We start from the raw sequence: 24,921 nt of genomic DNA, 5'->3' as shown, positions 1-24,921 counted from the left end.
TCGACAGGCTCAGCAGCCGGCGGGACGGATGCGTCCGCGGACCTCGCCGAGGGTGATCCGCCCGCCGAGGACACCCGGCGCGGAGTAGCGCAGCACCACCTCGTCGCCGTCCTCGAGGAAGGTGCGGGTCGACCCGCCCACCGGCACCGGGTCGCGCCCGCCCCAGGAGAGCTCGAGCAGCGAGCCGCGCTGGTCCGGCTCCGGGCCGGAGATGGTGCCGGAGGCGAAGAGGTCGCCGGTGCGCAGGCAGGCCCCGTTGGCGGTGAGGTGGGCCAGCATCTGCGCCGGGCCCCAGTACATCGACGCGTACGGCAGCCGGCTCACCACGGCGCCGGCGACCTCCACCTCGACGTCGACCTCCAGCCCGGCCGGCTGGGCCACCCGCAGGTAGTCCAGCGGCTCGGGGTGCTGGGGCGGGAGGTCGCACCAGGCCACGGCGAGGGCGTCCAGCGGGGTGACCCAGTGGCTGATCGAGGTGGCGAAGGACTTGCCGAGGAACGGCCCGAGTGGCACGTACTCCCAGGCCTGCAGGTCGCGGGCCGACCAGTCGTCCACCCCCACCACGCCGAAGACGTGCTCGGCGAAGGCGTCGGTACCCACCGGGACGCCCAGCGGTGAGCCGACCCCGACCACGAAGCCCAGCTCGGCCTCCAGGTCGAGCCGGGTGCTCGGACCGAAGGTGGGGCCCTCCGCGCCGGGCGGTCGGCGCTGGCCGCAGGGCCGCACCACGTCGGTGCCGGAGGCGACCACCGTCCCCGCCCGCCCGTGGTAGCCGACCGGCAGGTGCCTCCAGTTCGGCAGCAGCGGCTCGGCGTCGGGACGGAAGATGCGGCCCACGGTGCTGGCGTGGTGCTCCGAGGCGTAGAAGTCGACGTAGTCGGCGACCTCGAACGGCAGGTGCAGGGTGACCTCGGCCAACCGGTGCAGGTGCGGCGCGATCGCCGGGCGGTGCCGCGGGTCGGTGAGGACGCCGGTCAGCCAGCGGCGGACCCGCTGCCACTCCGGGCGCGCCACGGGCCATCAGCGGGTTGAGCGCCGGCGCCTCCAGCGCGGTGGTCAGGTCGGGCAGCGCATCGCGGGAGGCGGCGGCCAGGTCGAGCACCCGCTCCCCCACCCGGACACCGACCCGGCAGCCGAGGTCCTCGGTGCAGAACACGCCGTAGGGCAGGTGGTCGACGTCGAAGCCCGAGCCGGCCGCCCCCGGCACCCAGGTCGGCGCCGGCCGGGTCATGGCCGGGCTCCCGCCGGAGGCTCCAGCAGCCCCAGCGCACACAGGTCGTCGAGGGGTCCGGTGGTGCTGCACGAGCCGAACCCGGTGAACCGCTCGCGCACCCGGCCGCGGGTGCCGACGTCCCAGCCGGCGACCGTCGCGGCGAGCCCCGCGGCGTCGCGGCGGTCCAGCAGGTCCCGGACGTCCGCCTCGGCGGCGCCGTCGAGCAGAGCACCGACGGCCGCCAGGACATCGAGGAACCCGTGGTGCTCGAAGCCGGTCGCGGGGTCGGTGTGGCGGACCGCGGCGTGCAGCCCGGCGGTGCACTTGACCGGCAGCCCGCGCTCGTCGGCGGCGACCAGCCAGCGCGCCAGCCGGTCGGTCGGCGGGAACGCCTCGGCCCGCACCCCGCCGGTGCGCAGCTTGAGCCGGGCGCCGATCGCGACCAGCCGGTCGCAGGCCGCCAGCCACGCCGCGTCGGGGTCGAGCGCCGGGAGCTCGACGGCCAGCACCGGCCGGTCGGCTGCCGACCCGAGAGAGCCCGCCACCGCGTCGACCGCCGCGACGAGGTCGTCCCCGCTCACCGCCACCTCCACCGCGGCGACCGGCACCCCCGCCCGGTCGGCCCGGGCCAGCGCGTCGGGCACGGTGCCGCAGACGACGAGCACGCAGGGGAACGGGTCCGCGTCGAGGGCGGCGGCGAGCTCGTCCAGCCGGTGGTCGGCCACCACGAACGGCCCCACCACCGGCGCGTACCAGGCCGCGCGGTGCCGGCGGTGGGCGGCCACCGCCGCGGGCAGCGGGGCGTCTCCGGGCGGGAACAGCGCGGCGTCGTCGACCAGTGCCCGCCAGCAGGGGTCGCCCGGTCCGCGCGTGACGGCGTCGGACGTTGACACGTCCCGCAGCCTAATCGAGGATACAGTGAGGGAACAGACCGTTCGCTGAGCGAACCGGAGGAGCGTCATGGCCTACTACCGCCAGGTGGGCGCGGTGCCGCGGACGCGGCACACCCAGCACCGCGAGGACGGCCGGCTGCTGCGTGAGGAGCTGATGGGCGAGGAGGGGCTCTCCTCCGACTCCTCGCTGCTCTACCACCGCGGGGTCCCCTCGGCGCTCGTGGCGAGCGAGCCGTGGGAGCTGCCCGACCAGACCCGCACCCCGAACCACCCGCTCCGGCCCCGGCACCTGCGGCTGCACGACCTGTTCCCCGACGGCGGGGCCTGCCCGGTCACCGGGCGCCGGCTGGTGCTGGCCAACGCCGACGTCCGGATCGGCTACGTGGTCACGGGCACCGACCCCTCGCCGTACTACCGCGACGCCGTCGGCGACGAGTGCGTCTACGTCGAGGCCGGCAGCGGCACCGTGGAGACGGTCTTCGGGACGGTGCCCTACCGCCCCGGCGACTACGTGCTCGTCCCGCGCGCCACCACCCACCGCTGGTGCCCCGCCGAGCCGTCGCGGCTGTACGCCATCGAGGGCAGCGGCCACATCGCCCCGCCGCGGCGCTACCTGTCGCGCTACGGCCAACTGCTCGAGCACGCCCCCTACTGCGAGCGCGACCTGCACGGGCCCGGCGAGCCGCTGCTGGTCGAGGGCGAGGACGTGGAGGTGCTGGTCAAGCACCGCACCTCCGCCGGGCTCGTCGGCACGGCGATGACCTACGCCACCCACCCCTTCGACGTGGTCGGCTGGGACGGCTGCCTCTACCCCTACACGTTCAACGTGGAGGACTACATGCCGATCACCGGCAAGGTGCACCAGCCGCCGCCGGTGCACCAGGTGTTCGAGGGCGAGCGGTTCGTGGTGTGCCACTTCCTGCCGCGCAAGGTCGACTACCACCCGTTGAGCATCCCGGTGCCCTACTACCACTCCAACGTCGACTCCGACGAGGTGATGTTCTACGTCGGCGGCGACTACGAGGCGCGCAAGGGCTCCGGCATCGGGCTCGGCTCGATCTCGCTGCACCCCGGAGGGTTCGCCCACGGCCCGCAGCCCTCGGCGATCGAGGCCTCGCTCGGCGTGCAGGAGTTCGAGGAGTCCGCCGTGATGGTCGACACCTTCGCCCCGCTGGAGCTCGGCGAGGCCGCACTGGCCTGCGAGGACCCGGCCTACCCCTGGATCTGGGCCGCCGACTCCCGCCCCTCCGTCGGCTCCTGAGTGCGCGCACCCCTGCCGGGTGTCGCAGCGGTGGGCGATGATGGCCCCATGCCGGAGATGCCCGAGGTCGAGTCGCTGCGGTCCTTCCTGTCGGAGAGGGCGGTCGGACGGGTCGTCGCCCGCGCCGAGCTGACCGCGTTCAGCGCGCTGAAGACCTTCGACCCGCCGCTGTCGGCGCTGCACGGGCTGGAGGTGACCGGTGTCCACCGCTACGGCAAGTTCCTCGCCCTCGACGTGGACGGGCTGTGGCTGGTGACCCACCTGGCCCGGGCCGGGTGGCTGCGCTGGCGGGAGTCGATCCCGCCGACCCCGGCCCGTCCGGGCAAGGGGCCGCTGGCGCTGCGGGTGGTCCTCGACGACGACTCCGGGTTCGACCTCACCGAGGCGGGCACCCAGCGCAAGCTCGCGGTCTACGTGGTGACCGACCCCCAGCAGGTGCCCGGGATCGCCTCGCTGGGCCCCGACCCGACGGCCCCGGAGTTCGGACGTCCCGAGCTCGACGCGGTGCTCGAGGCGGCGGGACGCGCCCAGCTCAAGGGCGTCCTGCGCGACCAGCGGGTGCTGGCCGGGATCGGCAACGCCTACTCCGACGAGATCCTGCACGCCGCCCGGATGAGCCCGTTCAAGGCGTCCAGCTCGCTCACCGACGAGGAGCGCGACGTGCTGCTGGCCGCGATCCGCTCCGAGCTGGCCGACGCGGTCCAGCGCTCGGCCGGGATGGCGGCCAAGGACCTCAAGGGTGAGAAGAGGTCGGGGATGGCGGTGCACGGACGGGCCGGGCAGCCCTGCCCGGTGTGCGGGGACACCGTGGCCGAGGTCAGCTTCGCCGACTCCTCCATGCAGTACTGCCCGACCTGCCAGACCGGTGGCAAGAAGCTCGCCGACCGGCGGATGTCGCGGCTGTTGAAGTAGCGGCTCAGACCGCCAGCGAGACCACCAGACCGCCGAGCAGGAACGCCCCCAGGGCCGCCACCAGGGTGGAGGTGGCGAGCGCGGGGATGAACCGGCGCGCACCCGTCGGCGCGGAGGCCTCGGAGTAGCGGTGGGTCAGCGCGTGCCCGCGGCCCCGGCGAAGCAGCACGACGTTGACCGGGTAGGCGGCCGCGAACGCGGCGGTCAGGGCGATCGCCATCCCGACCCAGAACACCGGGTTGACCAGACCGGCGTCCATCGCGCCCGGGATCAGCGCCATCACCACGTTGTCGACCACCTCCATGGTGGCGATCGACAGGGTGTCGGCGGCCAGCACGACGCCCAGCGCGGCACCGACCCCGACGCCGGCCCGCAGCAAGGGCAGCGTGGACAGCGTGTAGCCGAACAGGAAGGCCAGCGCGACGGCCAGCACGATGGTCCAGCCGGTGCCCAGCCCGAGTGCGGTGCCGATCATCAGCCCGGCGATCTCACCGATCGCGCAGCCGGTGAGGCAGTGCAGGGTGGCGGCCAGCGCCATCGTCCGGGTGCTGCCGCCGTGGCCCTCGTGACCGGCGTGCTCCTGGCCGGCGTGCGCGGTGTGGTCGGTGTGGTGCGAGGTCATGGCGTCCTCCTGGCTCGACGACGTCCGGGCGCCCACCCGGACGTCCCTGCAACATACCCCTTGGGGGTATGTATTCCGAGGTCTGGGACCTCGTCAGGTCCGCGGCGGCAGCCGGTGCAGCTCGACCTCGAGCCGGCCGCCGGACACCACGGCGGTCAGGTAGGTGCAGTGCGGCTGGCGGCGCCGGTCGGTGGGCGAGCCGGGGTTGAGCAGGCGTAGCCCGGCCGGTGTGGTGGTGTCCCAGGGGATGTGGCTGTGGCCGAACACGAGGACGTCCAGGTCGTCGAACCGCTGGTCCATCCGGGCCTCGCGGCCCTGCGCGGCACCGGTCTCGTGCACCACCCCGAGCCGCAGCCCGCCGACCTCGGCCCGGGCCACCTCCGGCAGCCGCGACCGCAGCTCCGGTCCGTCGTTGTTGCCGTAGCAGGCCACCAGCCGCGCCGACCGCTGCTCCAGCTCCTCGAGCAGCGCCGCCTCCACCCAGTCCCCGGCGTGCACCACGACGTCGGCTGCCCCGACCGCGTCCCACACCTCGCCGGGCAGCTGCTTGGCCCGCTTCGGCAGGTGGGTGTCGGCCAGCAGCACCAGCCGGACGTCCGCGGCCACCTCAGGAGCTCCAGTCCGCGGGCGGGGCCTTGAGCGCGGCGTGCAGCCGGCGCAGGTACCCGGCACGGCTCACCCCGACCGCGCCGAGGGAGTCCAGGTGCGGGGTGCGCCACTGCACGTCGAGCAGCCGCTCCGCGCCGTCGGCCGACAGCCGCTGCACCAGGTGCATCAGCGCCACCTTGGAGGCGTCCCGGCCGAGCTCGGGGTGGTGGAACATCGACTCACCGGCGAACAGCCCGCCCAGCGCCAGCCCGTACAGCCCGCCGACCAGCCGGTCCCCGGCATCCCACACCTCCACCGAGTGCACCAGCCCGCGCTGGTGCAGCGAGCCGTAGACGGCCATGATCCGCTCGTCGATCCAGCCGTAGTCGCGGGACGGGTCGGCGCAACCGCCGATGACGCCCTCGAAGTCGCGGTCGACGGTGACCCGGTAGCGACGGGCGCTCTTGCGCATGGAGCGGGTGACCCGCAGCCCGTCCAGCGGGATCACCGCGCGCTCCATCGGGGAGAACCAGCCGACCACCCCGTCCTCCAGCGGCATCGGGAAGACGCCCCGGGTGTAGGCCTCCACCACCAGCGTCTCGTCGAGCTCGGCCGACACACCGATGAGGTCCTGCCGGGGCCAGACCTCGTCGTCGCCGAAGGTCGAGAGCTCCATGGCCTCCATCCTGCCCCAGCCCCGGAGCCGCGCCGGGGCTCAGGGTCGGATCAGGGACGACGACGGTCCGGTGGTGTCACGGCGCTGCGTAGGCTGGGCGCGCCGGACCGCGACGCGAGGTGCGGCAGCACCGAGCAGAGGAGACTGCAGATGGGAGTCGGCGACTTCGCCCGCGGGCTGGTGCCCGTCGCCCGCAACGGGACGCGGCAGGCCGGTGGCGCGCTGCGCACCGTGCTCGAGCTGAGCATCGACGGTTTCGCCGGGCTGCCGGGGGCCAAGGCGGCGGCGAAGAGCCAGCTGCAGAAGCACGGCTCGGCCGACGACGCCATCGACGCCGTGGTGGCCCAGCACGTGGCGCTCTCCTCCGCGCAGGGCTTCATGTCCAACGTCGGCGGCGTGATCGCCAGCGTCGTCTCGATCCCGGGCAACCTCGCCGGGCTCGCCGCCGTCCAGATCCGGATGGTGGCCGCCATCGCCCACCTGCGGGGCTACGACATCGACGACAACCGGGTGCGCACCGCGATGGTGATGTGCCTGCTGGGCGGGGACCAGATCGTCCGGCTGATCCGCAAGGGCGTGCTGCCCACCACCCCGATGGCGGTGGCCACCGCGCCGGTCTTCGACCCCGACCTCGACCGCCGGGTGGCCGAGCGGGTCGTCATGGAGATGGCGGCCCGGGTGGGCGGCACCAACGGCGCGCTGCTGCTGACCAAGCGGATCCCGCTCATCGGCGGTGGCGTCGGCGCCGTGGTCGACGGCGTGGCCACCCGCCAGATCGGCGTCTTCGCCAGCGGCGAGCTGCGTCGCCGCCGCAGCATCAGCCACTGAGACCCCGGACGGGGCCGACCCTCCCGCACCAGGTGCAGGAGGGTCGGCGCGTCGAGCACGAAGCGGGTCACCGCGGGGTCAGCGCAGGTCGTCGATCACCTGGTTGAAGGTGGCCGACGGGCGCATCACGGCGAAGGCCTTGGCGTCGTCGGGGTGGTAGTAGCCACCGATGTCGACCGGCTCGCCCTGGGCGTCCAGCAGCTCCTGGGTGATGGTGCCCTCGTTGGCCGACAGCGCCTCGGCCACCGGGGCGAACACCTGGGCCAGCTCGGCGTCCTCGGTCTGCGCGGTCAGCGCCTGGGCCCAGTAGAGCGCCAGGTAGAAGTGGCTGCCGCGGTTGTCGATCTGGCCGAGCCGGCGGGCCGGGGACTTGCCCTCGGTGAGCACCTTCTCGGTGGCGGCGTCCAGGGTCTCGCCCAGCACCCGAGCCCGCTCGTTGCCCTCGGAGCCGGCGAGGTGGCGCAGGCTCTCGGCCAGCGCCAGGAACTCACCCAGGCTGTCCCAGCGCAGGTAGTTCTCCGACTGCAGCTGCTGGACGTGCTTGGGTGCCGAGCCGCCGGCGCCGGTCTCGAACAGCCCGCCGCCGTTCATCAGCGGCACCACCGACAACATCTTGGCGCTGGTGCCCACCTCGAGGATGGGGAAGAGGTCGGTGTTGTAGTCGCGCAGCACGTTGCCGGTCACCGAGATGGTGTTCTCGCCGCGGCGGATCCGCTCCACGGAGAACTTCGTCGCCTCGACCGGGCTCATGATCTCGATCTGCAGGCCCTCGGTGTCGTGCTCGGGCAGGTACTGCTCGATCTTGGCGATGAGGTTGGCGTCGTGGGCGCGCTCGCGGTCGAGCCAGAACACCGCCGGGTCGCCGGTGGCGCGGGCCCGACCGACGGCCAGCTTGACCCAGTCGCGGATCGGGGCGTCCTTGGTCTGGCAGGCGCGCCAGATGTCGCCCGGACGCACCTGGTGCTCCAGCAGCACGGTGCCGTCGGAGCCGACCACCTGCACGGTGCCCTCGGCCTCGATCTGGAAGGTCTTGTCGTGGCTGCCGTACTCCTCGGCCTTCTGCGCCATCAGCCCGACGTTGGGCACGCTGCCCATGGTGGTCGGGTCGTAGGCGCCGTTGGCCTTGCAGTCCTCGATCACCGCGGCGTAGATGCCGGCGTAGGAGTGGTCGGGGATGACGGCGAGGGTGTCGTCCTCCTCGCCCTGCGGGCCCCACAGCTTGCCGCCGTTGCGGATCATCGCCGGCATCGAGGCGTCGATGATGACGTCGCTGGGCACGTGCAGGTTGGTGATGCCCTTGTCGGAGTTGACCATCGAGAGCCGCGGCAGCTCGGCCATCCGCGCCTCGAAGGCCGAGCGCACCTCGTCCCGGACGTCGGCGGGCAGGGCGTCCAGCCCGCTGAGGATGCCGCCCAGGCCGTCGTCGGGGCTGAGCCCGGCGGCGGCGAGCTGGTCGCCGAAGCGCTCGAACACGTCGGCGAAGAAGACGCGGACGGCGTGGCCGAAGATGATCGGGTCCGACACCTTCATCATCGTCGCCTTGAGGTGGAGGGAGAACAGCACGTCCTCGCTGGCGGCCCGCTCGACCTGCGCGCGCAGGAACTCCTCCAGGGCGGCGGCGTCCATGAAGGTGGCATCGACCACCTCACCGGCCTGCACCGGCACCGACTCCTTGAGCACGGTGGTGGTGCCGTCGGCGCCGACCAGCTGGATGGTGAGGGTGTCCTCGGCGGCGGCCACCACCGACTTCTCGTTGGAGGCGAAGTCGCCGGAGTCCATGGTCGCGACGCTGGTGCGCGAGTCGGCCGACCACTCCCCCATCCGGTGCGGGAAGGAGCGCGCGTAGGCCTTCACGGCGGCGGGGGCGCGACGATCGGAGTTGCCCTCGCGCAGCACCGGGTTGACCGCGCTGCCCTTGACCTTGTCGTAGCGGGCCCGGACGTCCTTCTCCTCCTCGGTCGAGGGCGACTCGGGGTAGTCCGGCAGCGCGTAGCCCTGGGCCTGCAGCTCGGCGATGGCGGCCTTGAGCTGCGGCACCGAGGCGGAGATGTTGGGCAGCTTGATGATGTTGGCCTCGGGCGTCTTGGCCAGCTCGCCGAGCTCGGCCAGCGCGTCGGGCTGCCGCTGCTCGGGGGTGAGGCGCTCGGGGAACTGGGCGATGATCCGTCCGGCCAGGGAGATGTCGCGGGTCTCGACCTCCACACCGGCAGCCGAGGTGAAGGCCTCCACGATCGGCTTCAGGGAGTACGTCGCCAGCAGCGGCGCCTCGTCGGTCTTGGTGTAGATGATCTTGGCCATGCGTGGCCCTGCCTCTCAGACGGTGGTGACGACTCGGGGCGAGGCTACCGAACGCCACCGACCGGAGTCGCCTCCGCCGGAGAGGCCGACGGTCAGCGGGGGTTGTGGGCGTCGGCGTCGATGACGCTCGGCAGCACGGCCATGGCGCTGATCAGGAGGATGCCGAGGACGGCGCCGACGGTGAGCAGGATCTGTGTGATGTCCATGACCCCATCCAAGGTCGGCCGGCGGCAGCGGACATCGGGGCACGGTCCCCCTCCGACCCCGACCCGGGGTGGGGGCGACCCCGGCCGGGCACGACCGTCGTCCTAGGGGTCGCCGGTGTCGGCTGCGACACCGGGAGCGGTGCCCGCGCCCGCGTCGGCCCCGACCTGCGCGGGGTGCACCGGCACCGGGTCGGGCGACCCCTCCCGGATGTCGGTGCGGCTCACTAACGTGCCGACCAGACGAGTCCACGTCCCGGTCACGACGAAGGAGTTCCCGGTGTCCACGTTGCTCAACCCGTACCTGCAGTTCGACGGCGACGCCCGCGAGGCGATGGAGTTCTACCGAGGCGTCCTGGGCGGCGACCTCGACGTGTCCACCTTCGGCGACATGGGCGGCCCTGCGGACGCCCCCGGCGCCGACAAGGTCATGCACGCCCAGCTGACCACGCCCGACGGGTTCACCCTGATGGCCTCCGACACCCCGCCCGGCATGGAGTTCCAGCCGGGCAGCAACTTCGCGATCAGCCTCAGCGGGGACGAGGCGGAGAAGATGCGCGGCTGGTGGCAGCGGCTGAGCGCGGAGGGCACGGTGTCGATGCCGCTGGAGAAGCAGCTGTGGGGCGACGAGTTCGGCCAGTGCACCGACCGCTTCGGCGTGGCGTGGATGGTCAACATCGCCGGCTCACAGGCCTAAGCCATCCCGTCCGTCCACCTCTCCGACCCCCGGTCGCCCGCCCGCGGTGGCCGGGGGTCTTCGCGTGCGCCGCCGCCGACCGTTGACCTCGTGCCCCGCGTCTGCCTACCCTCGTGGACCTGCAGTTGCGATAGTTGATCGAAACTATCGGGGGACGGCCACCCTCCCGACCGTCTCCGTCCTGCACCCTCCCGAGGAAGTGAGAGACAGATGCGCGAACACCGTCGTTCGACGCCCCGGCTCCTGACCGCGGCCCTCGCCGCGGGACTGCTGGCGGGCGCAGCCCTGACCACCACCGCGACCGCCCCGCCGGCGGCGGCCGCCCCGCAGGAGAGGCCGTCGGTGCAGTCGTTGGACACCCTGCGGGACTGGGCACCCCGCCAGTTCCGGATCGGCACCGCGGTGGCCGGAGGCGGCCACCACACCTCCGCCGACTACCCCGAGCCGTTCCCCAACGACCCGACCTACCGCGCGTTCCTCGCCGACCAGTTCAGCTCGCTGACGGCGGAGAACCAGATGAAGTGGAACCACATCCACCCCGAGCCCGACCGCTACGACTTCGAGCAGGCCGACGCCATCGTCGACTTCGCCGAGCAGAACGGGCAGGTGGTCCGCGGGCACACGCTGTTCTGGCACAGCCAGAACCCCACCTGGCTGGAGGAGGGCGACTTCAGCCCCGAGGAGCTCCGGGCGATCCTGCGTGACCACGTGGAGACGGTGGTGGGCCGCTACGCCGGGCGCATCCAGCAGTGGGACGTCGCCAACGAGATCTTCGACGACGCCGGCCAGCTGCGCACCCAGGACAACCTCTGGATCCGCGAGCTCGGCCCCGGCATCGTCGCCGACGTCTTCCGCTGGACCCACGAGGCCGACCCGCAGGCCGAGCTGTTCTTCAACGACTACAACGTCGAGGGACCGAACGCGAAGTCCGACGCCTACCACGCCCTGATCCAGCAGCTGCTGGCCGACGGCGTCCCCGTGCACGGGTTCGGGATGCAGGCCCACCTCGGGCTGCAGTACGGCTTCGACGGGCGGATGCAGGCGAACCTGCAGCGCTTCGACGACCTCGGCCTAGCGACGGCCATCACCGAGATCGACGTCCGCGGCCCGGTCGGTGAGGACGGCCAGCTGAGCCCCGAGCTGCGTCAGCGGCAGACGGACTGGTACGCCGCGGCGCTGGAGGCCTGCCTGGCCGTCGAGGGCTGCCGCTCCTTCACCATCTGGGGGGTGCTGGACGAGCACTCCTGGGTGCCGGGCACCTTCCCCGGTCAGGGTGACGCGCTGACCCTGGAGGGGGACTACCAGCGCAAGCCGGCCTACTGCGCCCTGCAGGAGACGCTCGCGACCGGGACCGGGCACCCGGGCCGGGACCGCCGGTGGGAGCGGATCTCGCCGCGGCTCAGCTGCGCCGCCGACCGCGGCTGAGCGCACACGACCCGCCCGCACCGTTCACCGGTGCGGGCGGGTCGTGAGGTGCGCGGCGCGGCGCCGGGATCAGTGCAGGATCTTGATCTGCGCCGGGTACGTGTAGAGCACCCCGCGGCTGGCGCGTACGGCCCCGAGCACGTGGCAGACCACGGTCATCAGCCCGGCGACCACCCACAGGATGACGGCCAGCGGGAAGAGCACCACGGTGATCGCGCAGACCCAGGCCACCACGTTGATGATCCAGGCCCAGATGTTGAAGTTGAACGACCCGGCGGCCGAGAGCCGGACGAACGGGCTCCGGCCGCGGAACAGCAGCCAGACCACCAGCGGCCCGACGAAGCTCAGCCAGCCGGCGCTGATGATCATCGCCACGATGGTGGACAGGTGGGCGGCGACCGCGAGCGTGCGCTCGTCGCCGTCCGCACGGGTGCGGTAGGGGGTACTCATCGGGGACTCCTTCGACTCGGACACCTCCAGTGAACCGCTTCCGGGGCCCCGGCCGGTGCGTCCCCGGGGCACCGTCAGGGTCGGGCGGTCACCGGTTGGGGGACGACCCCCGCACCCCGGCTCAGCCGACCAGCGCGAGGGCGAACGGCAGCACCGCCGGCACCCCGTGGCGGCGCAGCAGCCGGGCGCAGGCGGTCAGCGTCCAGCGGGAGTCGCAGAGGTCGTCGACCAGCAGCACCGGCCCGGCCAGCTCGGCCAGCCGGGCCGCCAGCGCGTCGTCGACGCTGAAGCGCTGCAGCACCGCCGCCGCCCGGTAGGCGCTGTTGCCGCCGCGGCCGGTCGCCGGCTCCCCGTGCGGCTCCAGGGTGCCCAGCAGCGGCAGCCGGCCCAGGCTCGACAGGCCCTCGGCGAGGGAGGCGACCAGCCGCGGCCGCGACGTCGACCCGACCGCGACCACCGCCACCGGGCGCTGCGCCCAGTCCCAGTCGCGCAGCACCTGCACGCAGGCCGAGGCGAGCACCGGCGGCACCTCGGCGTCGACCGGACGGCCGTCGGCGTCGGTGCTGAACAGCTCGCGCAACGGCTGGCCCCAGCCCAGGTCGGTCAGCCGACCCACCGCACGGCCCCGCTCGGCCAGCTCCCCGGCCGGGATCCTGCCCGACAGGTCGAGCCCCAGCCGCCCCAGCCCGGTGGGCCACTGCGCCCGCGGCTCGATCGGCACACCCACCCGCAGCAGCCCGGTGCCGGCCCGCTCGGCCCAGTCGGTCGGGACGTCGGTGGGATACCACGGCGGCTTCCCGGCCGCGCGCAGGCAGCTGTCGCAGCGGCCGCACGGGGCGGCGTCGGGGTCGTCGAGCTGGGCCACCAGGAACTGCATCCGGCAGCCGTCGGTGGTCAGGTACTCCCGCATCGCCTGCTGCTCGGCCTCCCGCGCCCGCGCGATCCGGTCGTAGCGCTCCTCGTCGTAGGTCCAGCCCCGTCCGGTGCCCACCCAGCCACCGCGGACGTTCTCGACCGCGCCGTCGACCGACAGGACCTTCAGCAGCAGCTCCAACGGCGTGCGGCGCAGGTCGACCCGCGCCTCCAGCGCCGGCACCGACAGCGGGCCGCCGGCGTCGGCCAGGGCGGCCAGCACAGCGTCGGCCCGGGCCCGTGAGGGCATGCTGGCGGTGGCGAAGTGCCGCCAGATGTCGGCGTCCTCCGGGCCGGGCAGCAGCAGCACGTCGGCCCGCTCGGTGGCCCGCCCGGCCCGTCCCACCTGCTGGTAGTAGGCCACCGGCGAGGACGGGGCGCCCAGGTGCACGACGAACCCGAGGTCGGGCTTGTCGAAGCCCATCCCCAGCGCGCTGGTGGCGACCAGCGCCTTGACCTCGTTCGCCTTCAGCGCGGCCTCGGCCTGCTCGCGCTCGGCGGCGTCGGTGCGGCCGGTGTAGGCGAGCACCTCGTGCCCCGCCTCGGCCAGCAGCCGGGCGGTGTCCTCGGCGGCGGAGACGGTGAGGGTGTAGATGATCCCGCTGCCGGGCAGCGCGTCGAGGTGGGTGAGCAGCCAGCCGAGCCGCTGCTTGGCCGACTGCAGCCGCAGCACACCCAGGCGCAGCGAGTCGCGGGCCAGCGGGCCGCGCAGGGTGAACACCTCCCCCTCGACGGCCTCGCTGCCGGCCCCGCCGCGCGGGGCGAGCTGCTCGGTGACGTCGGCGATCACCCGCTCGTTGGCCGTCGCAGTGGTGGCCAGCACCGGCGTCCCGACCGGGAGGGTGGCGATCACCGCGGCCAGCCGCCGGTAGTCGGGCCGGAAGTCGTGACCCCAGTCGGAGATGCAGTGCGCCTCGTCGACCACCAGCAGACCCAGCCGCTCCAGCAGCGTCGGCAGCACCGTCTCCCGGAAGCGCGGGTTGGTCAGCCGCTCCGGGGAGATCAGCAGCACGTCGACCGCGTCCGCGCGCAGCTGCTGCTCCACCTCGTCCCACTCGGTCTGGTTGGCCGAGTTGATCGCCACCGCCCGGACGCCCGCCCGCGCGGCTGCCGCGATCTGGTCGCGCATCAGCGCGAGCAGCGGGGAGACGATGACGCTCGGCCCGCTGCCCCGGCGGCGCAGCAGCATGCTGGCGACGAAGTAGACCGCCGACTTGCCCCAGCCGGTGCGCTGCACCACCAGCGTCCGGCGGCGGTCGGCGACCAGGGCCGCGACCGCCTCGAGCTGGCCGGGGTGGAAGTCGACCGCGCCCGGCCGGCCGTCCCGTGCGGTCAGCTCGCGCAGGCAGGCCAGGGCCTCCTCCCGCAGCTCGTCGGCGGCGGGCACGGCAGGGGCGGGTGTCGGACTCATGGTCCCGAGTATGGCGAGCGGCACCGACGGGCCGCGCCGTCCGCCCGCCCTCGTCCACAGCGAGCCTCTGGTCAGTGCCGCACGACCTGTGCTCGACTGAGGGCCACGGCCCGGCGACGGCGAGGAGGTCCGACGATGGCGAACCTGGAGGAGCGGGAGACGAGCAGCGCCTCCAGCGAGCAGCCCACCGAGCTCAGGCGGGTGATCGGCCCGGGCCTGCTGCTGCTCTTCATCGTCGGCGACATCCTCGGCACCGGTGTCTACTCCCTCACCGGCAAGGTCGCCGCCGAGGTCGGCGGAGCGGTCTGGCTGCCCTTCCTCTGCGCCTTCGTGGTGGCCTTCCTCACCGCGTTCAGCTACCTCGAGCTGGTGACCAAGTACCCCCGGGCCGGGGGCGCGGCGATGTACACCCACCGAGCGTTCAAGATCCAGTTCCTCACCTTCCTCGTCACCTTCGCGGTGATGTGCTCGGGGCTGACCTCGGCCTCCAGCGCCGCCCAGGCCTTCGCCGGCAACCTGTTCGCCGCGGTCGGCGTCGACGAGCCGGCCGAGCTGCTGCTGCTGGCCGGCGCCCTCGGCTTCATGACCCTGGTCGCGCTGGTCAACCTGCGCGGCGTCGGGGAGAGCGTCAAGGCCAACGTGGTGCTGACCTGCATCGAGCTGAGCGGTCTGCTCATCGTCATCGGCGTCGGGTTCTGGGCGCTGGTGCGTGGACTGGGCGAGACCTCCCGGCTGACCGAGTTCAACGTGCCCGAGGGCGAGACCCCCTTCGGCGCCGTCACCGCCGCCACCGCCCTCGCCTTCTTCGCCATGGTGGGCTTCGAGGACTCGGTGAACATGGCGGAGGAGACGAAGAACCCCAGCAAGATCTTCCCGAAGTTCATGGTGATCGGGCTCTGCGTGACCGGTGCCATCTACGTGCTGGTGGCGATCTCCTCGGTGGCCCTGGTCAGCCCGGCCGAGCTCGGCGAGGGGTCGACGCCGCTGCTCAAGGTGGTGCAGGCCGGGGCGCCGGGCTTCCCGATCGCGGTCTTCGCCTGGATCTCGATGTTCGCGGTGGCCAACTCCGCCCTCATCAACATGCTGATGGCCAGCCGCCTGCTCTACGGCATGGCGCGCGAGGACGTCCTGCCGCGGTCGCTCAGCCGGCTGCTCCCGGGGCGGCGGACGCCCGTGGTCGCGATCATCTTCACCACCCTGCTGGCCTTCGCCCTGGTCTCGCTGGCCGACCTCACCGCTCTCGGCGGCACCACCTCGTTGCTGCTGCTGTGCGTGTTCACCGTCGTCAACATCGCGGTCCTGGTGCTCAAGCGCGACCGGGTGGAGCACCAGCACTTCACCACCCCGGCGCTGGTCCCGGTGCTCGGCGCGGTGCTGTCCGCCTACCTCGCCAGCCCGCTCTCGGGACGGGCCACCGACGACTACGTGGTGGCGGGCTGGTTGATGCTGGCCGGGGTGGTGCTGGGGGCGATCACGCTGCTGGTCAACCGCTACCTGCTGCACCGGCGGGTCCGGATCGGCACCGCGAACATCGACCCGCGCACCCCGCGCTGACCGGGGCCGTCCGGCCGGCGCCCGTCAGCTGAGGACCAGGCGGACCGCCAGCACGGCCATGGTGAGTGCCACTCCCACGTCGATCCCCCGCCACACCGCCGGGCGGGCGAGCAGCGGCGCGAACCGGTGCGCCCCCGCCCCCAGCAGGGTGAACCAGACGACGCTGGCCGTCACCGAGCCGGCGACGAACCACCAGCGATCGGGGCCGTGGGCGTGGGCCAGGGTGCCGAGCAGGACGACGGTGTCGAGGTAGACGTGCGGGTTGAGGAAGGTCAGCGCCGCCGCGGTCAGCAGGGCCCCGCGCCGGGTGGTGCGCCGGTCCGAGGCCGCCTGCAACGCCGCTGCCGGTCGCAGCGCCCGGCGCAGCGCGATCCCGGCGTAGACCAGCAGGAAGGCCGCCCCGCCCCACCGGGTCACCTCGACCAGCCAGGGAAACCGCTCCAGCACCGCGCCGAACCCGGCCGCCCCGGCGCTCATCAGCAGCACGTCGGCCGCGATGCAGAGGAGCACGACCTCCGCCACGTGCTCGCGACGCAGCCCCTGGCGGAGCACGTAGGCGTTCTGGGCACCGATGGCGACGATGAGGGCGGCACCGCTGGCGAAGCCGGTGAGCAGGACGGGGAGGATCACGGCGCCGACGCTAGGCGCGGACCCTGATGCAGTCCAACGCAACTTCCTGATGCTCGTGAAGCACTGCTTCATCTAGGGTCGCGGACATGGACCTCGACCTCGCCGGTGTCACCACCCTGGTCGCCGTGGTGCGCACGGGCAGCTTCGAGGCGGCAGCCCGCGAGCTGCGGCTGACACCGTCGGCGGTCAGCCAGCGGGTGCGGGGGCTGGAGACCCGGGTCGGCCGGGTGCTGCTGCGCCGGACCCGTCCGGTGGTGGCGACCGAGGCCGGTGAGGTGCTGCTGCGCCTGGGCGGGCAGCTGGAGCTGCTGGTCGAGGAGGCGGTCGAGGAGCTGCGGGTCGAGGCAGCGCCGGCCAGCCGTCCGCCGGTGCTGCCGGTCGCGGTCAACGCCGACTCGCTGGCCACCTGGCTGCTGCCCGTGCTGGCCGAGCTGCACGAGGACCAGGGCGTCACCTTCGAGCTGCTGCGCGATGACGAGCACCACTCCGCCGAGCTGCTGCGCCAGGGCCGGGTGCTGGGTGCGGTGACCGCCGACCCGGTGCCCGTGCAGGGCTGCCGGTCGGTGCCGCTGGGGGTGCTGCGCTACCGCGCGCTGGCCGCGCCGTCCTGGGTGGCCCGCTGGGGCGCCCCGCCGCAGCAGATCGAGCACGCCCCGGTGGTCGTCTTCGACCCCCGCGACACGCTGCAGCACCGGGTGCTCGCCCGCCGCGGGCACCCCGACGCGCAGCCGCCGACCACCAGCGTCCCCTCCTCGTGGGACTTCGACCGGGCCGTCCGGATGGGGCTGGGCTGGGGCATGGTCCCCGAACCCGGCCTCGGCGACGCGGTCGAGCGCGGTGAGCTGGTGCCGCTGTGGGACGACGGCGAGCTCGACGTCGCGCTCTGGTGGCAGCACTGGCGCCTGGACTCCCCCCTGCTGCGCACCCTCACCGAGGCCGTCCAGCGCGGCGCCGCCGCCGTCCTCCACCCGCCCCACCCCTGACCGCGTGTATGTCATCGCGGTCACGGCCGGTGTGTCGCGGCGTGTCGGGCGGATCTGGCGCAGCGACGCACACGATCTCAGGGTTCGCGCGCGCTACCGGCCCGGCGCCTCCGCTAGCAGTCTGGCGGCGCCTCGGCTCGCTGCGGTCCGGCCCTGCTCGGGCGCTTCCCTGAGATCGTGTCGGCAGACGGGCCTCCGGGATGCGACACGCCGCGACGCGCCGGCCGTGACCGCGATGACATACACGGGAGCAGGGACCGGGCGCGGTCAGGCGGCGGTCAGGCAGCAGGCAGGTCGGAGGGGAGCAGGCTGAAGAGGAGGCTGTCGCGGCGGCCGCCCGTGAAGCGCAGGTGCTCGCGGAGCAGGCCCTCCTGCTGGAAGCCGCAGCGGGTGGCGACCTTCTGGGAGGCGAGGTTGTCCGGGCCGCAGGTCAGCTCCAGCCGGGCCAGCCCCAGGTCGGTGAGCGCCCAGCGGGTCAGCAGCCGGACGGCCCGCGCCGCGGCACCGCGGCCACGGGCGGCCGGGGCCAGCCAGTAGCCGACGCTGGCCCGACCCTGGTCGAGGTCGATCCCGGACAGCGAGACCTCACCGAGCACCGCGGACGGGTCGTCGGCCGCCACGACCGCCAGGTGCAGCCCGCGCCCCTCCACGCGGGCGCGCTCCACCGATGCGATCCGCCCGAGCACCTCCTCGCGGCCGGTGGGGGCCCAGTCGGAGAACCGGAGGAACACCGGGTCGCAGAAGGCGGCCAGCTGCGCGTCGGCGTCCCCGGGCCGCCAGGGGCGCAGCCGGACCACCGCGTCGGCCAGGGCGGGCACGGTCAGGGTCGGCACGCACCCACCGTAGGCCCGGCACCGTCCGCCGGGCCGGTGTGCGTCTGCGGCAGAGTGGGAAAGGTCCGTGCGAGCGACGAGGAACGAGGAGACCACGATGACCCAGCTGCCCCTGGACGTGCCGACCGACCTCTTCATCGGAGGTGAGTGGCGGGCCGCCTCCGGCGGGGACCGCATCGACGTCACCGACCCCGCCGACGACAGCCTCCTGGCGCGGATCGCCGACGCCACCGCCGAGGACGCCACCGCAGCCCTCGACGCCGCCGTCGCGGCCAAGCAGGAGTGGGCCGAGATGGCGCCGCGGACCCGCTCGGACGTGCTGCGGTCCACCTTCGAGGCGGTGATGGACTCCGCCGACGAGCTGGCCCTGCTGATGACGCTGGAGATGGGCAAGCCGCTGGCCGAGTCGAAGGGTGAGGTCACCTACGGGGCAGAGTTCCTGCGCTGGTTCAGCGAGGAGGCCGCCCGGGTGGGCGGACGGCACGGGGTGCGGCCCGAGGGCGGTGCCGACATGGTGGTGCGCCCCTACCCGGTGGGGCCCTGCCTGCTGATCACACCGTGGAACTTCCCGCTGGCGATGGCCACCCGCAAGCTCGGGCCCGCGCTGGCCGCCGGCTGCACCGTCGTCATCAAGCCCGCCACCTCGACCCCGCTGACCACGCTGGCGGTGGTGGCGATGATGGAGCGCGCCGGGCTGCCGGCCGGGGTGGTCAACGTGGTCACCAGCTCCAGCGCGTCGAAGGTCTCCAAGCCGCTGATGGCCGACCCCCGGCTGCGCAAGGTCAGCTTCACCGGCTCCACCGAGGTGGGCCGCATCCTGCTCGAGCAGGCCGCCCCCAACGTGCTGCGGACGTCGATGGAGCTCGGCGGCAACGCCCCGTTCCTCGTCTTCGACGACGCCGACCTCGACACCACGGTGACCGCCGCCATGCAGGCCAAGTTCCGCAACGTCGGGCAGGCCTGCACCGCGGCCAACCGGTTCCTGGTGCAGCGCGGCATCGCCGAGGAGCTCACCGCCCGGCTGAAGGACGCCGTCGACGACCTGGTGGTGGGACGCGGCACCGACGAGGGCGTCACCATCGGCCCGCTGGTCGACGACGACACCGTCGCCAAGTGCGTCGAGCTGACCGAGGACGCCGTCTCGCGCGGGGCGAAGGTGCTCTGCGGCGGGGAGGCGGTCGACGGCCCCGGGCACTTCATGCAGCCCACCCTGCTCACCGACGTCCCGCCCGACGCCCGGATCTGCGCGGAGGAGGTGTTCGGCCCGGTGCTGCCGATCACCGTCTTCGACACCGAGGAGGAGGCGGTCGCGATGGCCAACGACACCGAGCTCGGCCTGACCTCCTACCTGTGCACCTCCGACATGGTGCGGGCCCGCCGGGTGACCGACGCGCTGGAGGTCGGCATGGTGGGGATCAACATCGGGGTGCTGTCCAACGCGGCAGCCCCGTTCGGCGGGGTGAAGCAGTCCGGGCTGGGCCGCGAGGGCGGCAGCGAGGGGATCGCGGAGTACCAGACCCTGCGCTACAGCCTCACCCCGCTCTGAGGCTCGATGACGACCTTGCCGGTCCGCCCGGCGGCCGCGGCGGCGTAGGCGGTCGACGCGTCGGCGAGAGGGAACCGGTCGGTGACGACGACCTCGGGGTGCAGGTCCCACTCGACCAGGCGCTCCAGCAGCTCGGCCATCCGCGGCAGGCTGGTCACCCAGGACCCGTGCACGGTCAGCGAGGGGTGGATGACCACCGCGGAGACGTCCTCGACGCTCAGGCTGGCCCCCTCGCCGACCAGCACGCAGCGGCCCCACCGGCCGAGCGAGGTCAGCGCGGTGAGCTGGGCCGCACCGTTGCCCGAGGCGTCCACCGCCACGGTGAACGGCGCCCCCGGCACCGGCGTCCCCGGCTCGTGCACGTCGGTGACCGCGCCGATCGACAGCGCGAACTCCCGCCGCTCGGTCACCGGGTCGCTGCCCACCACCGTGGTCGCGCCCAGCCGCCGGGCCAGCAGGCCGGCGGCCAGCCCCACCGGGCCCAGCCCGGTCACCAGCACCCGGTCCCGTCCCGACACCTGGGCCCGCACCACCGCCTCGTAGGCGGTGCCGAAGCCGCACGCCACGCAGGCCCCGTCCACGAACGACAGCGCGTCGGGCAGCACCACCAGGTCGCGCTCCTCGGCCAGCAGGTACTCCGCGTGCCCACCGTCGCGCTGCCAGCCGTGGGCCGCCCGCCGCGGCGACGTGCAGGCGATCTGGTAGCCCTCGCGGCACTCCGCGCACAACCCGCAGCCGGAGATGTGGTAGACGACCACCCGGTCGCCGACGGCCCGCTCTGCCACCCCCGGACCGGTCTCCACGACCACCCCGCACGGCTCGTGCCCACCGACGACGCCCTGGTAGGCCTCCGCCCCGGTGCCCAGGTGCTCGCGGTAGATCGCCCGGATGTCGGAGCCGCAGATCGTGGAGGCGCGCACCTCGACCAGCATCTGCCCGTGGCCGGGCACCGGGCGCTCCACCTCCCGCAGCTCCACCGTGCTGTCCCCGGGTAGGAACGCAGCCTGCATCGCCTGGCCTCCTCGTCGGCTCCGACGGGGCGAGCGCCCCTGGTCAGGCCGACGATCTCACGCCGGTGGTCGGGGTGCCGCTAGCCTCCCGGCTCGTGTGCACCCTCTCCCAGCGTCTGTGGGACGCCGCCCGGCCGACCTACGAGCAGATCCTCGACCACCCCTTCCTCCTCGGGCTGGCCGACGGGTCGCTGCCGCGGGAGGCCTTCCGGTACTTCATCGTCCAGGACAGCCACTACCTGCGGGCCTACTCGCGCTGCCTGGCCCTGCTCGGCGCGCGCTCACCGCAGGAGGAGCCGGTGCGGATGTTCTCCCTGCACGCGGCGAACGCGGTGGACGTCGAGCGCGAGCTGCACGCGTCCCTGCTCGGCGACCTGCAGATCACCGAGGACGACGTCGAGCGGACGGGCGCGCTGCCGACCACCACGGCCTACACGTCCTACCTGACCGCGGTCTGCGCCACCGGCTCCTGGGCGGAGGGGGTCGCGGCGGTGCTGCCCTGCTACTGGGTCTACCGCGAGGTGGGTCGGACGCTGCTGGAGCGCTCCTCACCCGACCCGCTGTACGCCCGCTGGATCGAGACCTACGGCTCGCCCGAGTTCGACGCGGTCGTCGACCAGGTCATCGCGGTCACCGACCGGCTCGAGGCGGCGGCCGGCGAGGAGCAGCGCTGCCTCACCCACTTCACGACCACCACCCGGTACGAGTGGATGTTCTGGGACGCCGCCTGGCGCGGGCTGGTCTGGCCGGTGTGAGCGCGGCGGCTCAGCCGGTCGCCTCCTGGTCCAGCCGGTGGCCCGCGAGCACCTGCTCCACCCGCCGCCGCAGCTCCTGGTCGGCGTCGAGCTCGGTGACCTGGTCGACGAGCTGCTGGGCGACCTCGTGCAGCTCGAGGTTGCGGCTGCGGCAGAAGTAGCTGAGCAGCAGGAAGGCGCAGTCCTCGCTGAGGCCGAACGCGCTCATCGCGATCCCCTTGGCCTGCTCGACCACGTCGCGGTGCAGGGTCGCGTCGTGCACGGCCCGGCTGGCGAGGTGGCGTTCGCTGGCGGTGACGTCGACCAGCGTCCCGACCAGCGTGCAGCCGAGCCAGCTCGGCCGGTCCTGCGCCTCGGTGCTGTGGTCGGGCGCGATGGTCAGCACCATGGTGCGGACGCGTCCGCCGCGGGTGCGCAGCCGCAGCCGGAGGCTGGTCGCGCCGGCGGGCGGCTCGGCCAGCAGCTCACGGACCTGGGGCCGGTCGAGCGGGTCGACGTGGTGCAGCAGCACCTCGGTGGTGGGGACGAGGGAGCCCTCCCGCAGACCGAGCAGGGCGTAGAGCCCGCCCGACCACCACCAGCAGTCCTGGTCGAGGTTGGCGCGGAACTCCGCGGCCGGCAGCAGCTCGGCGTGGTCGTTGGCGGGAGGACGCCGGACGTCCTGCCGAGGGGTCGGGTCGATGGGTCGGACGTGGTCGATGGTCATCGGGAGCTCCTGCGGACGAGGAGTGGAGCAGGGGCCATGGCTCGACCCCGGGAGAGGGTGTCCGGGCGGGCGGCACCGGGTGCAGCCGCCGGGACGATGTCGGTCGACACGGGGTCCGTCGCCGGGAGACGCGGTGCGGGTGCCAGCACAGCGACGTCCGGTCCGGGCCCCTTTGCCGTCGGGAACGCATGAGCCGCTGTCTGACTCTCTCCGATCATGTCACGCCGGCGCCGTCGACGGCACCCCCGTACCACGACCGTCTCACGGGTCGAACGGGTCAGGACGGGCGAGCGTCCCGCCCGACGACCAGGACGTCCTCCCCGCCGATGCTGTCCTCGGTGACGACCGCGTCGGCGTCGACCACCGCGTGCCGCACGGTGACCCCGGAGCGCACCACCGCCCCCTCCAGCAGCACGGCGTCCTCCACGACCGCCCCCGGCTCGACCACGCACCGCTGGCCGACCACGCTGTCGCGCACCGTTCCCGACACGACGCAGCCGCCGGCCAGCAGGCTGCGCCGCAGGTCGGAGCCCTCCTCGACCCGGGCGGGCTGCGGGTTGGACACCGAGGTGAGCACCGGCCAGGACGGGTCGTCGAGGTCGATCCCGCTGTCGGCCAGCAGGTCGCGGTGCGCCTGGTGGTAGCGCTCGACCGTGCCGAGGTCGCGCCAGTAGCCCGGCAGCGGGTGGGCCGCCACCCGATGCCGCTCGAGCAGGTGCGGCACGAGGCTGTCGCCGTAGTCGGCGAGGTCCTCGCCCGCCTGCACCAGCTCCTCGATCGCACCCAGCAGCACGTCGGTGTCGTAGAGGAACAGCTCGGCGGCCACCACGTCGCTGGCCGGCTCCTGCGGCTTGTAGGCGAAGCCGGTGACCATCCCGTCCGACCCCTCCACCACGCCGTGGGACGACGGGTCGTCGGCGCGGTCGGTGGTGACCATCGTCAGCGCCGCCCCGCGCTCGCGGTGGGTGTCGACCACGTCGCGGAGGTCGAGGGTGTAGAGGTGGTCGGCGGAGGCGACGAGGACCAGGTCGGGGCCGTCCTGCTCGATCAGCCGGGCCTGCCGGGCGATGGCGTCGGCGTTGCCCTCGGCGAAGCCCTCCCCGTCCGTGCCCTCGAACGGCGGCAGCACCACGAGCCCGCCGCGGGTGCGGTCCAGGTCCCAGGGCCGGCCGTTGCTGAGGTGGTCGTTGATCGAGTACGGCAGGTACTGCTCGACGATCCACACGTCGCGGATGTGGGAGTGCACCAGGTTGGACAGCACCACGTCGATGATGCGGTGGCTGCCGCCCAGCGGCAGCGAGGGCTTGGCCCGGCGGTCGGTCAGCGGGCTCAGGCGTCCACCCCGGCCGCCGGCCAGGACCAGGGCGAGGACGCGCGGACGCTCGGCGCTCATCTCCCCACCGTAGGGCCCGGGGACGACGAAGGCCCCTCCCGGTCTCCCGGAAGGGGCCTCCTGCTGTGCGCGAGAGAGGATTTGAACCTCCACGTCCCTAAGGACACTGGCACCTGAAGCCAGCGCGTCTGCCGTTCCGCCACTCGCGCGTGGTCTCGCACCCCTCGGTGCGAACCGGCCGTGGAACATTAGCACGTCCGGCGTCGAGATCACGACTCGAGCCGTGTCCACCCCCTCCCGGCCGCCTCCGGCCGCTACCGTCGTGGCAGCCCGGGACCGCTACGGTCCGACCACGGTCCCGTCCGCCCCGCCGCCGCGCGGGAGGTTCGCCGTGCCGCGGCGGCCCGCATAGGATCGGGGCGGTCAGCAGAGGGTGGGTGCGTCGGCGGAGGAGGTGCCATGGGCGTGTTCGGTCGCTTCGAGAAGCGGATCGAGGGTGCGGTCAACGGCGTCTTCGCGCGCGCCTTCAAGGGCGACGTCCAGCCGGTCGAGATCGCCGCCCGGCTGCAGCGCGAGCTGGACGCCGAGGCCAAGCTGATGTCGCGGGACCGCCGCCTGGTGCCGAACGAGTTCGTGGTCGGGTTGAGCGAGCACGACTACGAGCGCCTCACCCCCTACGGCAAGACCCTCACCGGCGAGCTCATCCCCGAGCTGCGCCGGCACGCCTCGGAGCAGGGCTACGTCTTCAACGGCCCGATCATGATCCACTACGAGCTGGACGAGTCGCTGCCGACCGGACGGTTCACCGTCGCCTCCGAGGCGGTGGCCGGGGTGGACTCCGAGGACCCGGCCAGCACCACCCAGATCAACCGCGCCCGCCTCGTGCTGGAGGTCAACGGCATGCGCCACCCGCTCACCCCGCCCGGGCTGGTGATCGGCCGCGGCACCGAGGCCGACCTGCGGATCAACGACCCCGGCATCTCGCGCCGCCACGCCCAGATCGTGGTGCGCGGCAGCGGCCCCGACCTCAGCATCGAGATCAACGACCTCGGCTCCACCAACGGCATCGTCGTCAACGGCCAGCGCGTCCGCACCGCTCCCCTGCAGGCGGGCTCGCGGATCGAGATGGGCAACACCCGGATGCTGGTGCACGCGCCGTCGGGGAACTGAGGCGCGCCACCA

At 73.5% G+C, this 24,921-nt stretch carries 24 protein-coding genes, 1 tRNA gene and 1 pseudogene; 10 read left to right on the top strand and 16 right to left on the bottom strand.

Going from position 1 to position 24,921, the window contains the following annotated elements; all coding sequences use genetic code 11:
• Positions 1-9 precede the first annotated feature (9 nt).
• The 3 genes and pseudogenes from DT076_RS15995 to DT076_RS15990 all read right to left on the bottom strand — a co-directional run bounded on the left by DT076_RS15995 (position 10) and on the right by DT076_RS15990 (position 2,106).
• On the bottom strand, positions 10-1,014 hold the full coding sequence (locus DT076_RS15995) for a fumarylacetoacetate hydrolase family protein (protein WP_233494011.1): 1,005 nt from the start codon (positions 1,012-1,014) through the stop codon (positions 10-12).
• A 49-nt stretch (positions 1,015-1,063) separates the two neighbouring features.
• Positions 1,064-1,231, bottom strand: a pseudogene (locus tag DT076_RS20100) (hypothetical protein); the annotation flags it as partial.
• Complete coding sequence (locus DT076_RS15990; protein ID WP_199539234.1) at positions 1,228-2,106, bottom strand: hypothetical protein; 879 nt, start codon at positions 2,104-2,106, stop codon at positions 1,228-1,230. The gene DT076_RS15990 and the pseudogene DT076_RS20100, both read right to left, overlap by 4 nt.
• 67 nt (positions 2,107-2,173) lie before the next feature.
• On the opposite strand from DT076_RS15990, the gene DT076_RS15985 reads away from it, so the two are divergent.
• Both DT076_RS15985 and DT076_RS15980 read left to right on the top strand, forming a co-directional pair.
• Positions 2,174-3,367 (top strand): homogentisate 1,2-dioxygenase, encoded by a 1,194-nt coding sequence (locus tag DT076_RS15985; RefSeq protein ID WP_114127709.1) that lies wholly within the window; start codon positions 2,174-2,176, stop codon positions 3,365-3,367.
• Positions 3,368-3,415: 48 nt separating this feature from the next.
• Positions 3,416-4,279, top strand: coding sequence for an Fpg/Nei family DNA glycosylase (locus DT076_RS15980; protein ID WP_114127708.1), 864 nt, complete (start codon positions 3,416-3,418; stop codon positions 4,277-4,279).
• Positions 4,280-4,283: 4 nt separating this feature from the next.
• On the opposite strand, the gene DT076_RS15975 is transcribed toward DT076_RS15980, so the two are convergent.
• From DT076_RS15975 to aat, 3 genes are all read right to left on the bottom strand, one after another.
• Positions 4,284-4,901 carry a DUF4396 domain-containing protein gene (locus tag DT076_RS15975; protein WP_233494010.1) on the bottom strand — a complete coding sequence of 206 codons (618 nt, stop codon included), beginning with the start codon at positions 4,899-4,901 and terminating at the stop codon, positions 4,284-4,286.
• Between the two features lie 93 nt (positions 4,902-4,994).
• Complete coding sequence (locus DT076_RS15970; protein WP_199539233.1) at positions 4,995-5,507, bottom strand: metallophosphoesterase family protein; 513 nt, start codon at positions 5,505-5,507, stop codon at positions 4,995-4,997.
• Position 5,508: 1 nt separating this feature from the next.
• Positions 5,509-6,165, bottom strand: a complete 657-nt coding sequence (gene aat, locus DT076_RS15965; RefSeq protein ID WP_114127707.1) for a leucyl/phenylalanyl-tRNA--protein transferase — start codon at positions 6,163-6,165, stop codon at positions 5,509-5,511.
• Between the two features lie 150 nt (positions 6,166-6,315).
• Here aat and DT076_RS15960 point away from each other — a divergent pair, with 150 nt between their 5' ends.
• A complete protein-coding gene (locus DT076_RS15960; RefSeq protein WP_114127706.1) occupies positions 6,316-6,993 on the top strand; it encodes an EcsC family protein in 678 nt (225 codons plus the stop codon).
• Positions 6,994-7,071: 78 nt separating this feature from the next.
• On the opposite strand, the gene DT076_RS15955 is transcribed toward DT076_RS15960, so the two are convergent.
• Both DT076_RS15955 and DT076_RS19455 read right to left on the bottom strand, forming a co-directional pair.
• A complete protein-coding gene (locus DT076_RS15955; protein ID WP_114127705.1) occupies positions 7,072-9,291 on the bottom strand; it encodes an NADP-dependent isocitrate dehydrogenase in 2,220 nt (739 codons plus the stop codon).
• 308 nt (positions 9,292-9,599) lie between these two features.
• Positions 9,600-9,782, bottom strand: a complete 183-nt coding sequence (locus tag DT076_RS19455) for a hypothetical protein (RefSeq protein WP_114127704.1) — start codon at positions 9,780-9,782, stop codon at positions 9,600-9,602.
• Between DT076_RS19455 and DT076_RS15945 the strand changes: the two genes are divergently transcribed.
• Both DT076_RS15945 and DT076_RS15940 read left to right on the top strand, forming a co-directional pair.
• Positions 9,775-10,191: a VOC family protein gene (locus DT076_RS15945; RefSeq protein WP_114127703.1), complete on the top strand. Its 417-nt coding sequence runs from the start codon at positions 9,775-9,777 to the stop codon at positions 10,189-10,191. The two genes, DT076_RS19455 and DT076_RS15945, sit on opposite strands and share 8 nt — an antisense overlap.
• 210 nt (positions 10,192-10,401) lie before the next feature.
• Positions 10,402-11,616 carry an endo-1,4-beta-xylanase gene (locus DT076_RS15940; RefSeq protein ID WP_114127702.1) on the top strand — a complete coding sequence of 405 codons (1,215 nt, stop codon included), beginning with the start codon at positions 10,402-10,404 and terminating at the stop codon, positions 11,614-11,616.
• 69 nt (positions 11,617-11,685) lie between these two features.
• Here DT076_RS15940 and DT076_RS15935 read toward each other — a convergent pair whose 3' ends face one another.
• Both DT076_RS15935 and DT076_RS15930 read right to left on the bottom strand, forming a co-directional pair.
• Positions 11,686-12,066: a DUF4870 domain-containing protein gene (locus tag DT076_RS15935; protein ID WP_114127701.1), complete on the bottom strand. Its 381-nt coding sequence runs from the start codon at positions 12,064-12,066 to the stop codon at positions 11,686-11,688.
• Between the two features lie 121 nt (positions 12,067-12,187).
• Positions 12,188-14,389 carry a RecQ family ATP-dependent DNA helicase gene (locus DT076_RS15930; protein WP_114127700.1) on the bottom strand — a complete coding sequence of 734 codons (2,202 nt, stop codon included), beginning with the start codon at positions 14,387-14,389 and terminating at the stop codon, positions 12,188-12,190.
• Positions 14,390-14,524: 135 nt separating this feature from the next.
• Between DT076_RS15930 and DT076_RS15925 the strand changes: the two genes are divergently transcribed.
• The gene (locus DT076_RS15925) at positions 14,525-15,943 is read left to right on the top strand and encodes an APC family permease (RefSeq protein ID WP_114127699.1); all 1,419 of its coding nucleotides are present in this window, start codon (positions 14,525-14,527) and stop codon (positions 15,941-15,943) included.
• 24 nt (positions 15,944-15,967) lie between these two features.
• Here the strand turns inward: DT076_RS15925 and DT076_RS15920 are convergent, their stop codons facing one another.
• Positions 15,968-16,573, bottom strand: coding sequence for a LysE/ArgO family amino acid transporter (locus DT076_RS15920; RefSeq protein WP_325048380.1), 606 nt, complete (start codon positions 16,571-16,573; stop codon positions 15,968-15,970).
• Between the two features lie 86 nt (positions 16,574-16,659).
• On the opposite strand from DT076_RS15920, the gene DT076_RS15915 reads away from it, so the two are divergent.
• On the top strand, positions 16,660-17,556 hold the full coding sequence (locus tag DT076_RS15915) for a LysR family transcriptional regulator ArgP (protein ID WP_114127697.1): 897 nt from the start codon (positions 16,660-16,662) through the stop codon (positions 17,554-17,556).
• A gap of 278 nt (positions 17,557-17,834) precedes the next feature.
• Here the strand turns inward: DT076_RS15915 and DT076_RS15910 are convergent, their stop codons facing one another.
• Positions 17,835-18,389: a GNAT family N-acetyltransferase gene (locus tag DT076_RS15910; protein ID WP_199539232.1), complete on the bottom strand. Its 555-nt coding sequence runs from the start codon at positions 18,387-18,389 to the stop codon at positions 17,835-17,837.
• Positions 18,390-18,486: 97 nt separating this feature from the next.
• Between DT076_RS15910 and DT076_RS15905 the strand changes: the two genes are divergently transcribed.
• Positions 18,487-19,935, top strand: a complete 1,449-nt coding sequence (locus tag DT076_RS15905) for an NAD-dependent succinate-semialdehyde dehydrogenase (protein WP_114127695.1) — start codon at positions 18,487-18,489, stop codon at positions 19,933-19,935.
• Here DT076_RS15905 and DT076_RS15900 read toward each other — a convergent pair.
• Positions 19,914-20,945, bottom strand: coding sequence for a zinc-dependent alcohol dehydrogenase family protein (locus DT076_RS15900; RefSeq protein WP_114127694.1), 1,032 nt, complete (start codon positions 20,943-20,945; stop codon positions 19,914-19,916). The two genes, DT076_RS15905 and DT076_RS15900, sit on opposite strands and share 22 nt — an antisense overlap.
• Positions 20,946-21,040: 95 nt before the next feature.
• Between DT076_RS15900 and tenA the strand changes: the two genes are divergently transcribed.
• Positions 21,041-21,700, top strand: coding sequence for a thiaminase II (gene tenA / locus DT076_RS15895; protein ID WP_114127780.1), 660 nt, complete (start codon positions 21,041-21,043; stop codon positions 21,698-21,700).
• A 10-nt stretch (positions 21,701-21,710) separates the two neighbouring features.
• Here tenA and DT076_RS15890 read toward each other — a convergent pair whose 3' ends face one another.
• The 3 genes from DT076_RS15890 to DT076_RS15880 form a co-directional block, all read right to left on the bottom strand.
• A complete protein-coding gene (locus DT076_RS15890; RefSeq protein ID WP_114127693.1) occupies positions 21,711-22,406 on the bottom strand; it encodes an ANTAR domain-containing protein in 696 nt (231 codons plus the stop codon).
• Positions 22,407-22,683: 277 nt separating this feature from the next.
• Positions 22,684-23,799, bottom strand: coding sequence for a glucose-1-phosphate adenylyltransferase family protein (locus DT076_RS15885; RefSeq protein WP_114127692.1), 1,116 nt, complete (start codon positions 23,797-23,799; stop codon positions 22,684-22,686).
• 66 nt (positions 23,800-23,865) lie between these two features.
• Positions 23,866-23,948, bottom strand: a tRNA-Leu gene (locus DT076_RS15880).
• A 250-nt stretch (positions 23,949-24,198) separates the two neighbouring features.
• Here DT076_RS15880 and DT076_RS15875 point away from each other — a divergent pair.
• Complete coding sequence (locus DT076_RS15875) at positions 24,199-24,909, top strand: FhaA domain-containing protein (protein WP_114127691.1); 711 nt, start codon at positions 24,199-24,201, stop codon at positions 24,907-24,909.
• Positions 24,910-24,921 lie beyond the last annotated feature (12 nt).

The organism is Desertihabitans brevis (assembly GCF_003327535.1).
GTDB lineage: Bacteria > Actinomycetota > Actinomycetes > Propionibacteriales > Propionibacteriaceae > Desertihabitans > Desertihabitans brevis.
Note: the sequence above shows the minus strand (reverse complement) of the source record. Positions and strands in the feature narration are given on the sequence as shown.